The sequence below is a fragment of the Streptomyces sp. NPDC048419 genome, assembly GCF_043200415.1.
Taxonomy (GTDB): domain Bacteria; phylum Actinomycetota; class Actinomycetes; order Streptomycetales; family Streptomycetaceae; genus Streptomyces.
This window is the reverse complement of record NZ_JBICXT010000003.1, coordinates 352769-370765: the sequence shown is the minus strand read 5'-3', so window position 1 is coordinate 370765 and position 17997 is coordinate 352769. Positions and strand designations below refer to the sequence as shown.

Sequence of the window (17997 nt, the reverse complement as noted above, 5' to 3'; positions counted from 1 at the left end):
CGGCCGACGGGCCGAACGCCAACTGGTGCCCCGTACAAGCAGGTTGGCCGCCCGGAACCCGCCGGAGCGGAAGGCTTGGCCAGAGGCCCGCAGAGGGCGCTCTCATACGCCGACGGCCCGTCTGCTCTCGCAGACGGGCCGTCGGTCCGGGTGGGCGATACTGGGTTCGAACCAGTGACCTCTTCGGTGTGAACGAAGCGCTCTCCCACTGAGCTAATCGCCCGGGCGCAGGAAGAAGATTACCCCATGTCAGGGGGTGCCTGTGACCAGCGGGAACCCGCACGGGCCGGGCCGGAACCCGGCCTCGAGGATCACTGGTCCTCGATGTTCCAGGGCATCTCGAAGCCGAACTTGTACACATAGACGCCGGCCACGACCGCCACGATCACGAGGCCGATCACCGTGAGCGTGATGTTGCGGCGGCGCACCTTGGGGTCGAGGGCCCGCTGGGCCGCCTCGGTCACCTTGCGCCTCGTCCAGCGCAGCACGAGCTGGGCCCAGACGAACTCGGTCGCCCAGATGGCCATGCCGCCGAAGATCACGACCCAGCCGGGCCCGGGCAGCGGCAGCATGACGATGCCGGCGCCCACCACCGCGAGGCCGAGGACGAAGACGCCGACCTGCCAGCTCAGATGCAGCGCGCGGCGCCGCTTGACGAAAGCAGGCGCCCTGGAACCGAGCCCTTGTTCGCCCTGCGCCCCCTGCGCCTTCACACCGTCCGTATCCGACGCGTGCGTCTTCGGTTCCTCCACCACGCCGACCTCGCCCGACCCACCCTCGATGCCGTTACTCCCCGTATTCATACGGCCAAACTTTACCTTACTTTACGCAACGAGAACCAGTCACCGGAATGGCCGTACCGCGCGAACGGACTCTCGGCCAGAAGAGTTACGTAAACGCACGCAAAACACTCAGAGGGGTTTACAACGGCACCGTAGGTGGCATGTCGATTTCGCCGACGTGCGAATCCCCGAGCGCACACTGAGCGAAAGGCCCTGGCGCTTATGAACACCACGGTCAGCTGCGAGCTGCACCTGCGCCTCGTTGTGTCGAGCGAGTCCTCCCTGCCTGTCCCCGCAGGCCTGCGGTACGACACGGCCGACCCCTACGCCGTGCACGCCACCTTCCACACCGGAGCCGAGGAGACCGTCGAGTGGGTGTTCGCCCGCGACCTCCTCGCGGAAGGCCTCCACCGGCCGACGGGCACCGGCGACGTCCGAGTCTGGCCGTCGCGCAGTCACGGCCAGGGCGTCGTATGCATCGCCCTGAGCTCTCCGGAGGGCGAGGCACTGCTGGAAGCCCCGGCGCGGGCACTGGAGTCCTTCCTGAAGCGAACAGACGCCGCCGTGCCTCCCGGCACGGAACATCGGCATTTCGATCTCGATCAGGAGCTGTCGCACATCCTGGCGGAGAGCTAGGGGCGAGGCACTCGAAGCCGCCCGGCGCCGTCGACTCGGGGTGACGGCTCGGGCCCAGAACAACTTCATACGGTACGCATCAGCGCCGCCACCGCGGATTCCGTCGCGGGGCGGCGCCGGTGTGTGTGAGGGGGCTCGGGGCAGGAGCCCTGTGGCACGACCGCCCGCAGCCGGGCGCGAAGCCACTAACATCGGCCAGCACGGGGCGGACGTCCGCCCCACCCCCAGGGCAGGGAGCTGAACGTGCTGATCACCCATGACACGCGGTGCGCGCTGGACACCGTGGTGGATCTGGTGAACACCGCGCCGGAGGACGGCGCGGCACCGGACGCACTGCCCGATGTCCCGGCTCTCGAGGTCTTCGTGCAGAACCACGAAATCAGTGACGTCGGGACGCTCTCGGAGTTCGATCTCTCGGCCGTGCGGAAGATCCGCGGGCGGTTCGCCGCGATCTTCGCGGCGCCGGAGGCCCGCGCCGCGGCCGGGCTGATCAACGAGCTCGTCGCCGCCGCGGGCACCACGCCACGGCTGACGGACCATGACGGCTACGACTGGCATGTGCACTACTTCGCGCCCGGCGCCTCCGTCGCCGATCACCTCGCCGCCGACTGCGGGATGGCGCTGGCCTTCTTCGTCGTGGCCGGTGAGGAGGAGCGGCTGCGCCGCTGTGAGGCTCCGGACTGCCGGCGCGCCTTCGTCGACCTCTCCCGCAACCGCTCACGGCGGTACTGCGACAGCCGCACCTGCGGAAACCGGCTGCACGTGGCCGCGTACCGGGCGCGGCGCAAGGAGGCGGCGGGCTGACGCCCGAGCCGGACGGAGAGTGCGACGTGGCCCCGGCGGGTGACGCCGGGGACCACGGGTACGGCTCACAGCAACAGCAGGTCGTGCAGCGCAGCCATGAGGAGCAGACACCCGATCACCGCTAGGAAGATCATCAGCGGTGGCTGGGAAAGGGCGAAAAGGCATCCACGCGGCTCATCCTTCGGCGGCGCGGCATCGCTCTGTGTCGTGTCCAGCATCTCGCGGCGATGATGACGCAGACCGCACGTCCGACGCGATCAACACGCAGGGATTGAACGGCAGTTCTCCGGATTGGTTGAAGTCCGGTACAGGACGTGACCGCTTCGCTTCACAGCCCTGATCCACTGTGTCGTTTCAGTCGTCATGTGCAAGTCATATGCCGTGCTTCTTCAGGATGGCCTCGATGTCGCTGAAGTCGTCCTTGGGCTCGCCGCGGGGCGCGCTCGCGGGCTTGCCCGCCGCACGGGTCCCGGGACCGAGGGAGGGTGCCGACGCCGTCGGGGCGACCGCCTCGCGCTGCTGCGCGGCCTTGGCCTCCCTGCGCTCCTTGCGGGTGCCGCCACGGCGGCGCTCCACCGCGCGCGTGGTGGAGAACATCAGCCAGGCGACGCCCAGCACACCGAACCCCGCCCAGGCCGTCGGGCTGAAGGCGGTGTCCGCCAGCCACTGCACGACGCCGGTCATCACCAGGCCGAGCGGCACCAGCGAGTAGGCGGCGATGCGGGCGGCCGAGAGGAAGCGCTTGCGGTACGCCGTGACCGCCGCGATGCCCAGGCCGGCCGCGGCGACGGCGGAACAGACGGTTTCGGCAATCATCCGGTCCTCCAGGCAGGGCTCGGTCAGGCAGCTCGTCCCTTCCATCCTGCACCGCCCGGCCCCCGCGAGGCCATGCTCCGGGCGGACATCAGGGACATCTCCGGGTCGGCTCATCCGTAGGTGCCGGTCACGGGCGCACCCCCGGGTGCAGACCGGGGTCGTAGGAGCAGGTGGCGGGGCCGGTCCGATGGGGGCGGCCGGGGCCGGGGCTGGAAGACTGGGGTCATGAGCGACTCCTCCCCCGTGCCTCCCGCCGTACCCGTCCTCGAGGTCTGGTGCGAACTCCAGTGCCCCGACTGCCGCAGCGCCCTCGCGGACCTGCGCGCCCTGCGCGCCCGCTACGGCGACCGGCTGGAGCTGCGGCTGCGGCACTTCCCGCTGGAGAAGCACAAGCACGCCTTCGCCGCCGCGCAGGCCGCCGAGGAGGCCTTCGAGCAGGGGAAGGGCTGGGAGTACGTCGAGGCCGTGCTGGAGCGGGTCGAGGAGCTGGACCGCGAGGGCGAACCCTTCCTGGTCGCGACGGCCGGTGAACTCGGCCTCGACGCCGACGAGTTCGACACCGCGCTGATCGACGGCCGGCACATCCTGATCGTCGACGCCGACCAGGCCGAGGGCAAGGCGATCGGCGTGACCGGTACGCCCACCTACGTCATCGGCGGCGAGCGCCTGGACGGCGGCAAGAGCCAGGAGGGGCTGCGCGAGCGCGTCGAGGAGATCGCGGACCGGCTGCTCGCCGAGGGCGCCTGAGCCTCGGAGCGGGTTCCCGGTTCAGAGCAGGTTCTTGTAGAGGACGTGGCGGGTCGTCCCGTAGCCGAGTGACTCGTAGAGCCGCTCGGCCGGGGTGTTGCCGGCGAACACGTTGAGGCCCAGGACGCGCCGGCCGGCCGCGATCGCCTGGGCCTCCGCCAGGAGCATCAGCGAACGGCCGTGGCCGTGGCCGCGATGGGCGGGGTCGGCATGGACGTCGTAGACGTAGGCCTTGTCCTCGGTCAGGGCCACCCAGAGGGTGCCCACCCGGGTGCCCTCGTGCTCGAGCACGGTGAACCGCATGCCCTCGGTGGTGAGCCCCTGCGGCAGGAGGGTCGCGTGGCCGCGCCGCGACATCTCGTGCGCGACGGCCTCGGGCACGCCCCGCTCGATCCACACGCGCGCGTACGCCTCGGTCTCCTCGGCGATCCACGTCTCGTACTCGGCCTCGGTCATGGGGCGGCCCAGGCTGCCGACCGGCAGGCCGGGCGGGGTGTCGCCGAGCTGCTTCTCCATGCCGCGGTTGCGGTGGACGTACCCGAGCGCGCCGACGAGCCGCAGCGCCGCGTCGGCGTCTGCGGGCACCAGCGCCTCGATCTGCCGGCACCCCCAGCCGCGCGCCACCTCCTCCGCGGCGAGCGCGGCCACCGTGCCCCGGCCTCGGTGGCGGTCCGGCTCCTCGATGCGCAGATCGAGGATGCGGGCCACGGAGTCGCCGAACTGGGGCAGGGTGGCGAGGCGGAGGGCGCCGACGGGACGGCTGTTCACGCACACCTGGTAACGACGTGAACGTGTCCCGTCGGTGGCGCGCTGGAGCGGCTCGGTCGGCCGCAGGGTCGTGGTCATCAGGGGTGTTCTACCCGCCGTGCCCACTCGTGTCAGCCTGTTTTCCCGGCCGCTCACGGATCTTGGTCGTGCCCGGACATCTCGGCGAAGATCCGCACGGCCTTGGCGGTCACCGGGCCCGGCGCGCCCGGCAGTTCGCGGTCGTCCACGCGGTGCACGGCCTGGATGTCCCGCAGCGAGGAGGTGAGGAAGACCTCGTCGGCGCGCTCCAGCACGTCCATCGGCAGGTCGGTCTCCTTCGCGCCGGTCCACTCGGCCACCAGCGCGCGCGTGATGCCCGCGAGACAGCCGGAGGCGACCGGCGGGGTGTGGATCTCGCCGTCGAGCACGACGAAGACGTTGGAGCCGGTGCCCTCGCAGAGCTGCCCGACCGTGTTCGCGAACAGGGCCTCGGAGGCGCCGTGTTGGTGGGCACGCGCGAGGGCGACGACGTTCTCGGCGTACGAGGTCGTCTTCAGGCCGGTCAGCGCGCCGCGTTCGTTGCGCGTCCACGGGACCGTGATCACCGCGGTGGTGTCCGGGCGGCGGGCGGCCTCGCCGAGCGCGACGACGAGCGTCGGGCCGTGCTCGCCGCGGTCGGAGCCGAGGGGGCCGTGGCCGCCGGTGTAGGTGATGCGCAGCCGGCCGAAGGCCACCGGGTTGGTCTCCAGAACGGCCGCGCAGGCCCGCCGGACCTCCTCGTGATCGGGGTCGGGCAGGCCGAGGCCGCGCGCTGAGCGGGTCAGCCGGTCCAGGTGCCGGGTCAGCGCGAACGGCCTGCCGTCCACCGCCTTCACCGTCTCGAAGATGCCGTCGCCCACGGTCAGCCCGTGGTCGAAGACGGAGACGCGGGCGGTCTCGATGTCCTGCAGCCCGCCGTCGAGCCAGAGCTTCACTGCTTCCTACCTCGCAAGTCTGCGCCGGGTGATTCGGATCGGCCGGGGGTCCGAGGGGTGTCCCCCGGGTCGGCACCGAACGTCGTGATTCCCTCTCCACTCACCGCGTACGTCCCCGACGCTACCGCGAGCAGCCGGGACGCCTTCAGCTCGGTCTCGCGCCACTCCGCCTCGGGGTCGGAGCCCCAGGTGATGCCGGCCCCGGTGCCGAAGCGCAGCACGGCGGCGCCCTCGGCGGCCCGCTCGATCCAGAAGGTACGGATGCCGACGGCCAGCTCGGCGGTCCCCCGGTCGGCGTCGACCCAGCCGATGCCGCCGCAGTACGGGCCGCGCGGCGCGGTCTCCAGGGCGTCGATGATCCGCAGGGCGCTGGACTTGGGGGCGCCGGTGACCGAGCCGGGCGGGAACGTGGCGTCGAGCAGCTCCGGCCAGCCCGCGCCCTCGCGCAGCTCGCCGTGGACCGTGGAGACGAGGTGGACCAGCCCCGGGTGCTTCTCCACGGCGCACAGGTCGGGGACGGTGACCGTGCCGGTGGCGCAGACGCGCCCGATGTCGTTGCGGACCAGGTCCACGATCATCACGTTCTCGGCGTAGTCCTTGTCCAGCAGGTCCGCCTCGGTGCGCCCGGTGCCCTTGATCGGCCCGGACTCGACGACGCGGCCGTCGCGCCGGAGGAACAGCTCGGGCGAGGCGGTGGCTATCTCGACGCCCTGCCCGGGCAGCCGGATCGTTCCTGCGTACGGCGCCGGGTTGCCGCGCGCCAGTACCGCGGTCAGGGCGTCCACGTCGGCGCCGGCGGCCACGGGCGCGGAGAGCACCCGGCAGAGGTTCGCCTGGTAGACGTCGCCGGCAGCGATGTGCTCACGGATCCGGCGCACGCCCGCCGTGTACGCCCCGCGGTCGAGCGAGGACGTCCAGTCACCGGTGGCCGGTCCCCGCCACTCCCCCGGCACCGGCGCGGGCACGGGCTCCTCGCGTACGTCCCTGAAGCGGGCGCAGGTCAGCCGGCCCTCGAAGTCCGCCACGACGGCCCAGAAGCCGGTGGAGTCGAGGGCGGCGGGATCGCCGGTGACGTCGAGGAGCCCGGTGGCGACGCGGTCGCCGAAGCGGGCGAGAGGGAGCAGGTCGAGCACGCGGTCGAGTCTAGGGCGGGTGCCGTTATGGTGACCCGGTCATGACCGTTCGGGGACCCCCACCATGTCCCTGAGCAGGTGCGGGGCGTCACGCTGCGCAAACGCGTTTTTGTACTGGCCCCGGAATCCGCTAGAGTTCACCACGTCGCCGGGACGCGGAAGCGGTCCGAAACGACAGGCGGACGTAGCTCAGTTGGTAGAGCGCAACCTTGCCAAGGTTGAGGTCGCGAGTTCGAACCTCGTCGTCCGCTCGAAGGAATCGAGGGGATCTTCCCGACCCCCGCACTCCTGGTGGAGTGGCCGAGAGGCGAGGCAACGGCCTGCAAAGCCGTCTACACGGGTTCAAATCCCGTCTCCACCTCCAAGGACGATTAGCTCAGCGGGAGAGCGCTTCCCTGACACGGAAGAGGTCACTGGTTCAATCCCAGTATCGTCCACCGGATCTTCGGATCCCCCGCGCGATTAGCTCAGCGGGAGAGCGCTTCCCTGACACGGAAGAGGTCACTGGTTCAATCCCAGTATCGCGCACGCAGCACCCACGACCTGCGGGTTGTGGTCCCGAGGACGATTAGCTCAGCGGGAGAGCGCTTCCCTGACACGGAAGAGGTCACTGGTTCAATCCCAGTATCGTCCACACACCGAAGCCCCCGGCCGTCTCGTACGGCCGGGGGCTTCTTCGTCGTCCGGCCCGCGTCAGCTGGAGAACAGCATGTGGCCGAAGCTCTTGTGACGGTGGTGGCCGCCGTGGTGGCCGCCGTAGTGCCCACCGCCGTGGCCGCCCTGCGGGGCTCCCCAGGCGGGCGCGGGCGGGGTCGGGTACGCCTGCGGGACGCCCGGCTGCGGCGCGGGCTGGGACCACTGGCCCTCGAGGCGGGTCAGCGCCTCCAGCTCGCCGTAGTCGAGAAAGATCCCTCGGCAGCCGCTGCACTGCTCGATCTGAACACCGTTGCGGTTGTACGTGTGCATCGGCGCATGGCACTTCGGACACTGCATGGTCGGCTCAACTCCTCGCCGGTCGGTCCTGCTTCGTGTTACGCCAGGACAGACTCTGTCCGGCTGCGGTCGGTTGCACCTTACTTCGCACGACCCGGGCTCAACTCCGGCGGGAGCGAGGTCATTCGGGCACATGCGTCGATCACGGATACTTCGACCTCGTCCAGGGGCCGGTCCTCCGTCACCGCCTTGGCCACGGCGCGGGCGGCCGTCTGCACGGTGAGGGCGCGGGCCGGGACGTCCAGGACGGGCCAGGGGTCGCCGTCGGCGGGCACGGCCGGGCCGCCGGCCGCGCGGTAGGCGGCGAGGAAGCGGGTCCATTCGTCGGGCGGGAGGAGGCCGCAGGCGTACCAGGCCGCGGGGCGGGCCAGGTCCCAGCCGGGGACGCCGGTGCCGAGGTCGTCGACGTCGATGAGCAGCCAGGGGCCGTCGGGGGCGGGGTGGCGGACGAGCTGGCCGAGGTGGAGGTCGCCGTGGCAGAGCGTGCTGGTGTCCGGCATGGGGGCCTCCGCCCGCGCCCAGGCGGGGAGGGTGGACCAGGCCCGCAGTACGGGGGCCGTGGCGGTATGGGTGGGGGCCTCCGCGGTGAGCCGGGCGATGGCTCGGGCCGCCTTGGCCGGACCCCGCATGGGGGGCAGGGCGGTCGGGGCGGAGGTGCGGTGGAGTCGGGCGAGGAGGGTGGCCGCGGGTTCCCAGGGGGCGGCGTCCGGGGTGTCCGGGTCGACGGGGGTGCCGTAGGGCCAGAACGTGACGAGGCGGCCGTGCGGGTCCAGTTCGACGGGGGCCGGGCTGAGCGGGGCCAGGAGGATGCCGGGGAGCCGGGTGGCGATGGTGAGGCGGGGGGTGAGGCCGGCGAGGGGGGTGCCGGGGGCGTGGGCCTTGGCGACGGTGTCCGCGTGGCGGACGACGGTGGCGTCCGGGCGGTGGGCGAGGGTGGTCGCTCCGCAGGGGCAGGCGGTGGTGCGCGCGTGTGCTGTGGCCTTGGCTCTGGCGGTGAGCGCTGAGAGCAAGGGGGGTGTGGACACGGGGCTCCCTGGGGGCGGTGCGGGGTCTCTCGCGAGGGTACGGCGAGTGCGGTGGTGGGGAACGCGGGTCCACGGGGCCGGGCCCTGCAGGGGCCGAAAACGGAGGCGGACACGGCAATGCCGGCGCAGCTCCCCAGCTGCACCGGCATTTTTGCCGTCCGCCGCACCCCCGTCCCCACGGGGTTTCATGGGTGGATGTCCCCGCCCGGACCGCTCTTCCGGGCCTGGGGTCGCCGCTCAGCGCCCCAGCATCACGCCCACGGACGACGCCTGTGTCGCCACTGTCTCCCAGCCGTCGAAGACGAAGAAGAGCAGGGCCGCCAGAGGGAGGACCATGAGTGTCGCCACCAGTGGGTGGCGACGGCCCGTGCGGCGACGGAACGGGAAGTGCTCCTGGGTGCGGATGAATGCCCGCGGTGCCGTGTGGGCCATGGTCCCTCTCCTGACCGATCTCAGTTGTCGTTGGCAGCGGCGGGTGTCTGACCTCGGGGGACGAGTGCTGCACCCGCCGCTTGACCTCAAATCTAGGCGTCCGGGCCTCGTCGCACGTCATGCCCTCGTACCGATTGCCGGGCCTCCCGGAGGATGAGCAGTGACCTGCTGCGTACTCCCCAGGGTGGAGACGTGGACCTAGGTCTCAGGGTCTTCCCCGAGGGGGCGCCCGCTCTGCCCCGCCTTTTCCGAGCTGTCCTCCCTGGGGATCGGCTGTTCGACCAGGGCCAGGACCCGGTTCGCCATGAATCGGGCCGTACGGACGACGGAGCCGCTGCGGGTGACTTCGCTCACTTCGACGACTCCTCGGCGGACCGCCGTCTCCACCCTGCGGCCCGCTCTGCTCGCCACCACCTCGTAGGTGCGGGTCGTGTCCCCCGCGTCCACCACTATCTCCACGCGATCACCCTTCACGGGTTCAATCCCCCTTCGTCGGTGGGTGGTTGGGATCATGACAGGGACAAAGTCCCCCAGTTCAGGCGCTCCCTGACCACTCTTCAATTTTCGCACCCGGCACTGACAATCCGTCGGGCCGAGAGGGCGCGGCCTCTGCGCGCGGACGGCGGTGGAAACGTAAGCTGTGCCACGTCACACGGACCGGGCAGCGGGGATGAACATGGCGATGATGCGCCTGAGGCGCGAGGACCCGCGCGTCGTCGGCTCGTTCAGGCTTCACAGGCGGCTCGGCGCGGGCGGGATGGGCGTCGTCTACCTGGGCTCCGACAAGAAGGGGCAGCGTGTCGCGCTGAAGGTCATCCGGCCGGATCTGGCGGAGGACCAGGAGTTTCGGTCGCGGTTCGCGCGTGAGGTCGGGGCGGCCCGGCGGATCAGGGGTGGATGCACGGCACGGCTCGTCGCCGCCGATCTGGAGGCGGACCGACCGTGGTTCGCCACGCAGTACGTGCCCGGGCCCTCACTGCACGACAAGGTGGCCGACGGGGGGCCGCTGAGCGCGGCCGACGTCGCGGCCGTGGGCGCCGCCCTGTCCGAGGGGCTCGTCGCCGTGCACGAGGCGGGGGTCGTGCACCGGGACCTGAAGCCGTCCAACATCCTGCTGTCCCCGAAGGGGCCGCGGATCATCGACTTCGGCATCGCCTGGGCCACCGGGGCCTCGACCCTCACGCATGTCGGCACGGCCGTCGGCTCCCCCGGCTTCCTCGCGCCGGAGCAGGTGCGCGGGGCCGCCGTCACGCCCGCCACGGACGTCTTCTCGCTCGGAGCCACGCTGGCGTACGCCTCCATGGCCGACTCACCCTTCGGGCACGGCAGTTCCGAGGTGATGCTGTACCGCGTCGTCCACGAGGAGGCGCAACTGCACGGCGTTCCCGACGCGCTGTCCCCGCTCCTGCGCGCCTGTCTGGCCAAGGACCCCGAGGAGCGGCCCAGCACGCTCCAGCTGTCGCTGCGGCTCAAGGAGATCGCCGCCCGCGAGACACAGGGGCCGACCGACGCTCGTCCGCCCGCGCCGCGCTCCGGTGAGGCGGACCGGCCCACGGGGCGGCTCGCCGACACCTACCCGGAGCAGCAGCGCGAGCACCGGCGCCCGCAGGGTTCGCAGGGGAACCCTCCGTCCCGGGGCACGTCCACCGGATCGCGCGGGCCCTCGTCCGCGCGGGGCGGGGCCGCTCCCTCCCGGGGCGGCAGCGCGCCTCGCGGCAATCCGGCGGCCCAGCGATCGGGGCCCCGGGCCACGCCCTCCTCGCGCAACACGAACCGGCAGACGACCGGCGGCCGGCCCGCGCAGCGCAGCGGTGCCGGCCGGCCGGGACCGAGGACCACGGGGACGGGGCGGCGGCCGGCCAATCCGCGGCTGCTGCGGCAGCGGCTCTTCGTGTTCGTCGTCGTGACACTGCTCGTGGCACTCGGCATCGCCGCGGCCCAGGGCTGCCAGGGGCCGTCGCGGGGGCTGGGCGGTGACCGCGGGGTCGTACGGGAGCAGCACCACCAGCAACAGCAGCAGGCCGAGCCGGGCCGCGTCGTAGCGGATTAGCCGGACGGCGGGATGCCGGACCGACGGACTCCCTGACCGACGGCCAGGGCGTCACAGGTTCGGCAGGATCTCCTCGAAGAACTCCCGGTCGCCGTCGAAGACCGGGTCCAGTGCCAGGAACTCCTCCGGGGTGACCCAGCGGGCCTCGGCCACCTCGACGGAGTCGGGTACCACCTCGCCGCTGTCCGCGTCCGCCGTCCACCAGTGGAGGCGGAAGTGACCGTCGTCGGTCTCCGACTCCCAGACCTTGGCGCCCGCGGAGACGGTGAGGCCCACCTCCTCGAAGACCTCGCGGACCACGGCCTGCTGCTGGGTCTCCCCCGGCTCGATCTTGCCGCTGAGGGGCTGCCAGTAGCCGGGGCGGGAGACGGTCGGGCCGCGCCGGACGGCGAGCACCCGGCCGGCCCGGCGCAGCACCGCGACGATCGCCTCGCGCTGTTCCACCCGGGCTCCTACGGGGCCTCGGGCCGGCCGGTGGCCACGGCGTAGAAGGCGACCGCGGCTGCCGCGCCCACATTGAGGGAGTCCACGCCGTGGGACATCGGGATGCGGACCCATTCGTCGGCGGCGACCAGGGCCTGGGTGGACAGGCCGTCGCCCTCTGCGCCCAGCATCAGGGCGACACGGTCCATCTTGTGCGGGGCGGCCTCGTCGAGGGACTTCGCCTTCTCGTCCGGGGTGAGCGCGAGGAGGGAGAAGCCGGCCTCGCGGACCGACTCCAGGCTCCTGGGCCAGGAGTCGAGGCGGGCGTAGGGGACCGAGAAGACCGCGCCCATCGAGACCTTGACGCTACGGCGGTAGAGGGGGTCCGCGCAGTCCGGGGAGAGCAGGACCGCGTCCATGCCGAGGGCGGCGGCGGAGCGGAAGATCGCGCCGATGTTGGTGTGGTCGTTGACCGACTCCATGACCACGACCCGACGGGTGGTCTGCAGGAGTTCGGCCGCCGTCGGCAACGGCTTGCGCTGCATGGAGGCGAGCGCGCCGCGGTGCACGTGGTAGCCGGTGACCTGCTCGGCGAGCTCCGGGCTGACCGCGTACACCGGGGCCGGGAGCTCGTCGATGACGTCGCGCATGACGTCGACCCACTTCGCGGACAGCAGCATCGAGCGCATCTCGTACCCGGCGCCCTTGGCGCGGCGGATGACCTTCTCGCCCTCCGCGATGAAAAGGCCCTCGGCGGGTTCGCGCTTGCGGCGCAACTCGACGTCGGTCAGGCCCGTGTAGTCGCGCAGGCGGGGGTCGTCGGGATCCTCAACGGTGATGAGATCGGCCACAGGGTGATACTGCCTTGTCCTGGGTGTGGTGCCAACGGCTGGAACGGGGTTGGGTTACCCGGGGTTACTCGGCAGGCCGCGGGCCCACGCCGACGACCTCGCCGATGACGATGACCGACGGGGCCTTCACCTCGTGGGTACGCACCGCCTCGGCGATCGTGGCGAGCGTCGCGTCGACGCGGCGCTGGCCGGCCGTCGTGCCCTCCTGGATCGCGGCGACCGGGGTGTCGGGGGACTTGCCGTGGGTGACGAGGGTCTCGGCGACCTTCCCGATCGTGCCGACGCCCATGAGGATGACGAGGGTGCCGGTCAGCTTGGCGAGCGAGGGCCAGTCGACCAGGGAGCGCTCGTCGTCGGGGGCGATGTGCCCGCTGACCACCGTGAACTCGTGCGCGACGCCCCGGTGGGTGACCGGGATGCCGGCCGCGCCCGGCACCGAGATCGAGCTGGAGATGCCCGGTACGACCGTGCACGGGATGCCGGCCTCGGCGAGCGCCTGGACCTCCTCCATCCCGCGGCCGTAGACGAACGGGTCGCCGCCCTTCAGCCGTACGACCGACTTGCCCTGCTTGGCGTGTTCGATCAGTGCGTCGTTGATGGCCTCCTGGGCCATGAAGCGGCCGTACGGCAGCTTCGCCGCGTCGATGACCTCGACGCTCGCGGGCAGTTCGGCGAGCAGGTCGCGGGGGCCCAGGTGGTCGGTGATGACGACGTCGGCCTCGGCGAGCAGACGGCGGCCGCGGACCGTGATCAGGTCCGGGTCGCCGGGGCCGCCGCCGACCAGGGCGACGCCCGGGGTGCGGGTGCGGTGGTGGGGGGCGACGAGGGTGCCGTCGTGCAGACCCTCGACGACCGCGTCGCGGATGGAGGCGGTGTGGCGGGGGTCGCGGCCGCGGGCGCGGCTGGTGAGGACGGCGATCGTCACGCCCTCGCTGGTGCCGGTGGCCGGGGTCCAGGCGGTGGCCGCGTCGGCGTCGTCGGAGCGCACGCACCAGACGCGGTTCCGCTCGGCCTCCGCGGAGGCGGCGGTGTTGGCCTCGTGGTCGCTGGTGGCGATCAGGGCGTACCAGGCGTCCGACAGATCGCCGTCGGCGTACGGGCGCCGCAGCCAGGTGAACTCGCCGGCGTCCGCCATCGCCTCGACCGACGGGGTCGCCTCGGGAGAGACGAGGAGGACGTCCGCACCCGCCGCGACCAGGGCCGGGAGCCGGCGCTGGGCGACCTGGCCGCCGCCGAGGACGACCACTTTGCGGCCGGTGAGGCGAAGGCCTACGGGATAGGCGGGATGTTCGGCCATGAGGGCGGCTCCTCGTCCTGGCTGTGCGATGGGTGCTACGGCGCTGGAGCAGCCCTGACGTGCGGATTTTAGAGATGGGTTCAGCGTACGGCCGGGGCGGGGTGCACGCAGGGGTGCGTTCCCGCCCCGGTCCGGGACTACTTCTCGGTGACGCCCGCCGAGTCGAACGTGGCCACCTCGTGCATGGCCCGTGCCGTGCTCTGCACCAGCGGCAGGGCGAGGAGCGCACCCGTGCCCTCGCCGAGGCGGAGGTCGAGGTCGACCAGCGGGCGCAGGCCCAGCTTGTTCAGCGCCGCCACGTGGCCGGGCTCGGCGCTGCGGTGGCCGGCGATGCAGGCCGCGAGGACCTCGGGGGCGATCGCGCGGGCCACCAGGGCGGCGGCGCCGGCGCTGACGCCGTCCAGGATCACCGGCGTACGCAGGGAGGCGCCGCCGAGGAGCAGGCCGACCATGGCGGCGTGCTCGAAGCCGCCGATCGCGGCGAGGACGCCGATGGGGTCGGCCGGGTCCGGCTGGTGGACCTCGATGGCGCGGCGCACGACCTCGGTCTTGCGGGCCAGTGTCTCGTCGTTGATGCCGGTGCCGCGGCCGGTCACGTCGGCGGGGTCGGTGTCCGTGAACACCGAGATGAGCGCGGCCGACGCCGTCGTGTTGGCGATGCCCATCTCACCCGTCAGCAGCGCCTTGTTGCCGGCCGCCACCAGGTCGCGGGCCGTCTCGATGCCGACCTCGATGGCCTGCTTGGCCTCCTCGCGGCTCATCGCGGGGCCGGTGGTCATGTCGGAGGTGCCGGCGCGGACCTTGCGGGGCAGCAGGCCGGGGGTGGCCGGCAGGTCGGTCGCGACGCCGACGTCCACCACGCACACCTCGGCGCCCACCTGGCCCGCGAACGCGTTGCAGACCGCGCCGCCGCCGAGGAAGTTGGCGACCATCTGGGCCGTCACCTCCTGCGGCCAGGGGGTGACGCCCTGGGCGTGCACGCCGTGGTCGCCGGCGAAGATCGCGACGGCCGCGGGCTCCGGGATCGGCGGCGGGCACTGCCGCGAGAGCCCGGACAGCTGCGCGGAGATGATCTCCAGCATGCCGAGCGCGCCGGCCGGCTTGGTCATCCGCTTCTGCCGCTCCCAGGCCTCGCCGAGCGCCTTGGCGTCCAGCGGGCGGATCTGGGCGACGGTCTCGGCGAGCAGGTCGTGCGGCTCCTCGCCGGGCAGCGCGCGGCGGCCGTACGTCTCCTCGTGCACGACCCACGACAGCGGGCGGCGCTTGGACCAGCCGGCCTGCATCAGCTCGGGCTCGTCCGGGAACTCGTCGACGTAGCCCACGCACAGGTAGGCGATGACCTCGAGGTGATCGGGCAGCCCCAGCGAGCGGACCATCTCCCGCTCGTCGAAGAAGCTGACCCAGCCGACGCCCAGGCCCTCGGCGCGGGCGGCGAGCCAGAGGTTCTCCACGGCGAGCGCGGCGGAATAGGGCGCCATCTGCGGCTGGGTGTGCCGGCCGAGGGTGTGCCGGCCGCCGCGGGTCGGGTCGGCGGTGACGACGATGTTCACCGGGGTGTCGAGGATGGCCTCGATCTTCAGTTCCTTGAACTGCTTCGCCCGGCCCTTGGGGAGGGACTTGGCGTAGGCGTCGCGCTGGCGCATGGCCAGTTCGTGCATGCTGCGCCGGGTGTCGGCGGAGCGGATGACGACGAAGTCCCAGGGCTGCGAGTGACCGACGGACGGGGCGGTGTGCGCGGCCTCCAGGACACGGAGCAGCACCTCGTGCGGGATCGGGTCGTTGCGGAAGCCGTTGCGGATGTCGCGGCGCTCGCGCATGACCTTCAGGACGGCCTCGCGCTCGGCGTCGTCGTAGGCGGGCGCGGCCGGGCCGGTGGACTGTGGTGCCTCTTCCACCGCGGCGGTGCTCTCTTCCTCCTGGTCGGCGGCCCTGGTGTCCAGGTCCTCGGCGTTCTGTACGAGTCCGGAGTCGGCCTCTCGCGGTGCCGGGACCATGGCGACCGGCTCCGGCGCCTGCCCCTCCTCCACGGGGAGGACCAGGGCGTGCGGCGGGGTCGGGGCGAGGTGCGGGGTGGTCGGCACGGAGCCGTCGACCGGCACGAACTGGCCCGTGGGCTCGTCCACGGCGGGTGGCCGGAGGGCGTCCGCACCGGTGCCGGCGGCGTCGGTCCCGGGGGCCGGGGCCTCGGCGAGGTGCGGCTGTCCCGCCGGGACCCCGGCGTCGGCCGGAACGGTCGCCTCCGGGGTCGGGGGCACGGGGAGCGCGGCGGCAAGGGCCTGTTCGTCAGCGGGCACGGGCGGTGTGTCGGCGGACGAGGACCCGTCCGCGCCCGTCAGGGCGGGGGCCTGGTCCTGAAGCGCGGCCCCGGGCACGGCACTTGCGTCCGCGGCCGGCGTCCCGGACTGGTCCGCGAAGAGGTCCGCGGGCTGGGCGGGTGCGGCCGGCTCGGCCTCGGCAGGCTGTACGGGCTCGGGCTGGGCGGCCTGTACGGGCTCGGACTGGACGGCCTGTACGGGCTCGGACTGGGCAGGCTCGGCGAGCAGGGGCGGGGCCGTGTCGTGGGCGACGCCCTCGGCGGGCCGACCGGCGTCGGGGGCCACCGCTTCGTAAGCCTGCACGGCCTCCGGCATGACGGCGTGCGGCAGCGGCGCGGCCTCCGGCGTGACGGCGTGCGGGAGTTGGGCGGGCTCGGGCGCAAGCGTTCCGGGCAGCTGCACGTCCCCGGGCGTCAGAGGCTGCGCGAACTGGGCGCCCTCGGGCGCCACGGCGGCCGGAGCGGCCGCCTCCGGCTCGGCGACGGGCGGGCCGGCCTCGGTCTCGGGGGCCGGAGCTTCGGCGTGCACCGCCTCCGCGGCCTGCACGGCCTCGGGCATCGGGATCGCTCCATGAGCGGGGGTGGCCTCCGGCAGAGGCGCGGCGCCATGAGCCGGCGCACCCTCCGGGACGAATCCGGCGCCCTCGGGCGGGTCGGACTCCGGAACCGTGCCTTTCATCTCCGGTACGGCATCCGGGGCGGGCACGGGGGCAACGCCCTGTTCCGCAGCGGCTTCCGCCGGCGCGACCGGCTCGCCCGCGGCAGCGGGCGTGTCCGCAGGCGCCTGCGCTTCGCTCGCAGGCGAAGGCGTCTGCCCGCTGTTCGCCGGGAAGTCGGGGAACCCGGGGGCCTCGGGGATCCCCGCCGTCTCGGGGATTCCGGGGATCTCACCGGAAGCGATGTGCGCGTTCTCCGTGGGGAGCACGCCCGGAGCGCCATGACCGTTCTCGGCGGGCAGCCCACCCGGAGCGCCATGACCGCCCTCCGCGGCAGGTCCACCGACGGCCACCGGCCCGCCGTCCACGGGCAGTCCACCCGCGGCCATGAGCCCGCCGTCCGCAGGCGCGTCGCCCGCGGGGAACCCGTCGGCATGTCCGCCCTGCACCGATGCCACGCCCACCGGAATCTGCCCGGCCTCCGGGGTGTACGCCGCGGCGACGGGCTGTGCCTCCTCCGGGCTGTAGGCCACGCCGGCGGCGAGTTCGGGCTCCGGCGTCTGCGCTGCCGGAACAACCGTTTCGGCAGCCGGTGCCTCCGGGCTCACCGGTGCCTGCACCGCGGCCTGGGCCTGGGCGCCCCAGGGGGCTCCGCCCTGCGGGGCCGCCTCTCGGAGCTGGATGGCGTCGAAGTATTCGGGACCGGTCGTCGGCGGGCCGGGCTGGCGCACGGGTACGCCCGCGGGGCCGCGGTCGGCGAGGGAGCGGACCGGGCTGGCCGACGCGTCGGGGATCGGCGGGCCGAGGTGCAGCGGACGGCGCGACGTCGGCGGCGCCGGGTTGGGCAGGCGGAGGCCGTTGAGGTCCACCGAGCCGCTGTCGCGACCGCCCGCCTCGTGCGCACCGGGTTCGTGCACGGTCTCCACGACCGGCTCCGGGGCGGGCGGGGCGACCTCGTTGCCCCACGGGCTCTGCGCGCCCGGCAGCAGCAGAAGGTCGTCGTCCTCCGCGGTCGTCTCGGAGAGGTAGGTGTACGCGCCGTGCGGGGGGACGCCCGGCTGCTCCACCGTGCCTGCGCTCTCCGGCATTCCTTCGCCCGGGACCTGGCCGGTGTCGGTCATGCGTACCCCTCGCCCATCGGTTAGTGCTTCTCGGTCCAGCTCTTCGGGAACGGCGCACCGACCGCCCCCGCAGTGAAGAACGAGCGTCCGTGCCCAGCGGCACGAACGACCCGCCCGGAAAAGGCGACAAAGCCATTCAGTGGCATTGTCCCGGTCGTTCCGCCGTCACGACAGCTTGATCCGTGACGGTCCGCTG

The 17997-nt window shown here is 72.8% G+C and carries 18 protein-coding genes and 6 tRNA genes; 9 read left to right on the top strand and 15 right to left on the bottom strand.

Features of this window, described 5'->3' with window-relative positions; translation table 11 throughout:
• Positions 1 to 151 precede the first annotated feature (151 nt).
• Positions 152 to 223: transfer RNA gene (locus ACGFYN_RS09430), tRNA-Val, on the bottom strand.
• Positions 224 to 311: 88 nt separating this feature from the next.
• Positions 312 to 803 carry a TIGR02611 family protein gene (locus ACGFYN_RS09425; RefSeq protein WP_393865181.1) on the bottom strand — a complete coding sequence of 164 codons (492 nt, stop codon included), beginning with the start codon at positions 801 to 803 and terminating at the stop codon, positions 312 to 314.
• A gap of 201 nt (positions 804 to 1004) precedes the next feature.
• Here ACGFYN_RS09425 and ACGFYN_RS09420 point away from each other — a divergent pair, with 201 nt between their 5' ends.
• Both ACGFYN_RS09420 and ACGFYN_RS09415 read left to right on the top strand, forming a co-directional pair.
• Positions 1005 to 1418, top strand: a complete 414-nt coding sequence (locus ACGFYN_RS09420) for an SsgA family sporulation/cell division regulator (RefSeq protein WP_004002642.1) — start codon at positions 1005 to 1007, stop codon at positions 1416 to 1418.
• 243 nt (positions 1419 to 1661) lie between these two features.
• Positions 1662 to 2222: a CGNR zinc finger domain-containing protein gene (locus ACGFYN_RS09415; protein WP_393865180.1), complete on the top strand. Its 561-nt coding sequence runs from the start codon at positions 1662 to 1664 to the stop codon at positions 2220 to 2222.
• A 65-nt stretch (positions 2223 to 2287) separates the two neighbouring features.
• On the opposite strand, the gene ACGFYN_RS09410 is transcribed toward ACGFYN_RS09415, so the two are convergent.
• Positions 2288 to 2440: a hypothetical protein gene (locus ACGFYN_RS09410; protein ID WP_164932292.1), complete on the bottom strand. Its 153-nt coding sequence runs from the start codon at positions 2438 to 2440 to the stop codon at positions 2288 to 2290.
• Positions 2441 to 2594: 154 nt separating this feature from the next.
• Complete coding sequence (locus ACGFYN_RS09405) at positions 2595 to 3038, bottom strand: hypothetical protein (protein ID WP_393865179.1); 444 nt, start codon at positions 3036 to 3038, stop codon at positions 2595 to 2597.
• Between the two features lie 225 nt (positions 3039 to 3263).
• Between ACGFYN_RS09405 and ACGFYN_RS09400 the strand changes: the two genes are divergently transcribed.
• Complete coding sequence (locus ACGFYN_RS09400) at positions 3264 to 3785, top strand: DsbA family protein (protein ID WP_393865178.1); 522 nt, start codon at positions 3264 to 3266, stop codon at positions 3783 to 3785.
• Between the two features lie 21 nt (positions 3786 to 3806).
• On the opposite strand, the gene ACGFYN_RS09395 is transcribed toward ACGFYN_RS09400, so the two are convergent.
• From ACGFYN_RS09395 to ACGFYN_RS09385, 3 genes are read right to left on the bottom strand one after another with little or no spacing between them, the layout of a single operon-like run.
• On the bottom strand, positions 3807 to 4631 hold the full coding sequence (locus tag ACGFYN_RS09395; protein WP_393865177.1) for a GNAT family N-acetyltransferase: 825 nt from the start codon (positions 4629 to 4631) through the stop codon (positions 3807 to 3809).
• 53 nt (positions 4632 to 4684) lie between these two features.
• Positions 4685 to 5506, bottom strand: a complete 822-nt coding sequence (locus ACGFYN_RS09390; RefSeq protein ID WP_393865176.1) for an aminotransferase class IV — start codon at positions 5504 to 5506, stop codon at positions 4685 to 4687.
• Positions 5503 to 6639 carry a chorismate-binding protein gene (locus ACGFYN_RS09385; RefSeq protein ID WP_393865175.1) on the bottom strand — a complete coding sequence of 379 codons (1137 nt, stop codon included), beginning with the start codon at positions 6637 to 6639 and terminating at the stop codon, positions 5503 to 5505. Before ACGFYN_RS09385 ends, ACGFYN_RS09390 begins: the two co-directional genes overlap by 4 nt.
• Before the next feature lie 178 nt (positions 6640 to 6817).
• Between ACGFYN_RS09385 and ACGFYN_RS09380 the strand changes: the two genes are divergently transcribed.
• The 5 genes from ACGFYN_RS09380 (at position 6818) to ACGFYN_RS09360 (ending at position 7273) form a co-directional block, all read left to right on the top strand.
• Positions 6818 to 6890: transfer RNA gene (locus tag ACGFYN_RS09380), tRNA-Gly, on the top strand.
• Positions 6891 to 6929: 39 nt separating this feature from the next.
• Positions 6930 to 7003 (top strand) — tRNA-Cys (locus tag ACGFYN_RS09375).
• 1 nt (position 7004) lies between these two features.
• Positions 7005 to 7076, top strand: a tRNA-Val gene (locus tag ACGFYN_RS09370).
• A gap of 19 nt (positions 7077 to 7095) precedes the next feature.
• Positions 7096 to 7167 (top strand) — tRNA-Val (locus tag ACGFYN_RS09365).
• A gap of 34 nt (positions 7168 to 7201) precedes the next feature.
• A tRNA-Val gene (locus tag ACGFYN_RS09360) sits at positions 7202 to 7273 on the top strand.
• A gap of 59 nt (positions 7274 to 7332) precedes the next feature.
• Here the strand turns inward: ACGFYN_RS09360 and ACGFYN_RS09355 are convergent.
• From ACGFYN_RS09355 to ACGFYN_RS09340, 4 genes are all read right to left on the bottom strand, one after another.
• Positions 7333 to 7632: a zf-TFIIB domain-containing protein gene (locus ACGFYN_RS09355; protein WP_393865174.1), complete on the bottom strand. Its 300-nt coding sequence runs from the start codon at positions 7630 to 7632 to the stop codon at positions 7333 to 7335.
• 80 nt (positions 7633 to 7712) lie between these two features.
• Positions 7713 to 8657, bottom strand: coding sequence for a phosphotransferase family protein (locus tag ACGFYN_RS09350; protein WP_393865173.1), 945 nt, complete (start codon positions 8655 to 8657; stop codon positions 7713 to 7715).
• Between the two features lie 237 nt (positions 8658 to 8894).
• A complete protein-coding gene (locus ACGFYN_RS09345; protein WP_393865172.1) occupies positions 8895 to 9089 on the bottom strand; it encodes a hypothetical protein in 195 nt (64 codons plus the stop codon).
• 198 nt (positions 9090 to 9287) lie between these two features.
• On the bottom strand, positions 9288 to 9563 hold the full coding sequence (locus ACGFYN_RS09340) for a hypothetical protein (RefSeq protein ID WP_393865171.1): 276 nt from the start codon (positions 9561 to 9563) through the stop codon (positions 9288 to 9290).
• 196 nt (positions 9564 to 9759) lie between these two features.
• Between ACGFYN_RS09340 and ACGFYN_RS09335 the strand changes: the two genes are divergently transcribed.
• The gene (locus ACGFYN_RS09335) at positions 9760 to 11139 is read left to right on the top strand and encodes a protein kinase (protein ID WP_393865328.1); all 1380 of its coding nucleotides are present in this window, start codon (positions 9760 to 9762) and stop codon (positions 11137 to 11139) included.
• Between the two features lie 51 nt (positions 11140 to 11190).
• Here ACGFYN_RS09335 and ACGFYN_RS09330 read toward each other — a convergent pair whose 3' ends face one another.
• The 4 genes from ACGFYN_RS09330 to cobT form a co-directional block, all read right to left on the bottom strand.
• On the bottom strand, positions 11191 to 11583 hold the full coding sequence (locus tag ACGFYN_RS09330; protein WP_393865170.1) for an NUDIX domain-containing protein: 393 nt from the start codon (positions 11581 to 11583) through the stop codon (positions 11191 to 11193).
• Between the two features lie 8 nt (positions 11584 to 11591).
• Complete coding sequence (locus tag ACGFYN_RS09325; RefSeq protein WP_393865169.1) at positions 11592 to 12413, bottom strand: TrmH family RNA methyltransferase; 822 nt, start codon at positions 12411 to 12413, stop codon at positions 11592 to 11594.
• Between the two features lie 64 nt (positions 12414 to 12477).
• A complete protein-coding gene (gene cobA / locus ACGFYN_RS09320) occupies positions 12478 to 13710 on the bottom strand; it encodes a uroporphyrinogen-III C-methyltransferase (protein WP_393865168.1) in 1233 nt (410 codons plus the stop codon).
• 137 nt (positions 13711 to 13847) lie between these two features.
• Positions 13848 to 17801, bottom strand: coding sequence for a nicotinate-nucleotide--dimethylbenzimidazole phosphoribosyltransferase (gene cobT, locus ACGFYN_RS09315; protein ID WP_393865167.1), 3954 nt, complete (start codon positions 17799 to 17801; stop codon positions 13848 to 13850).
• Positions 17802 to 17997 lie beyond the last annotated feature (196 nt).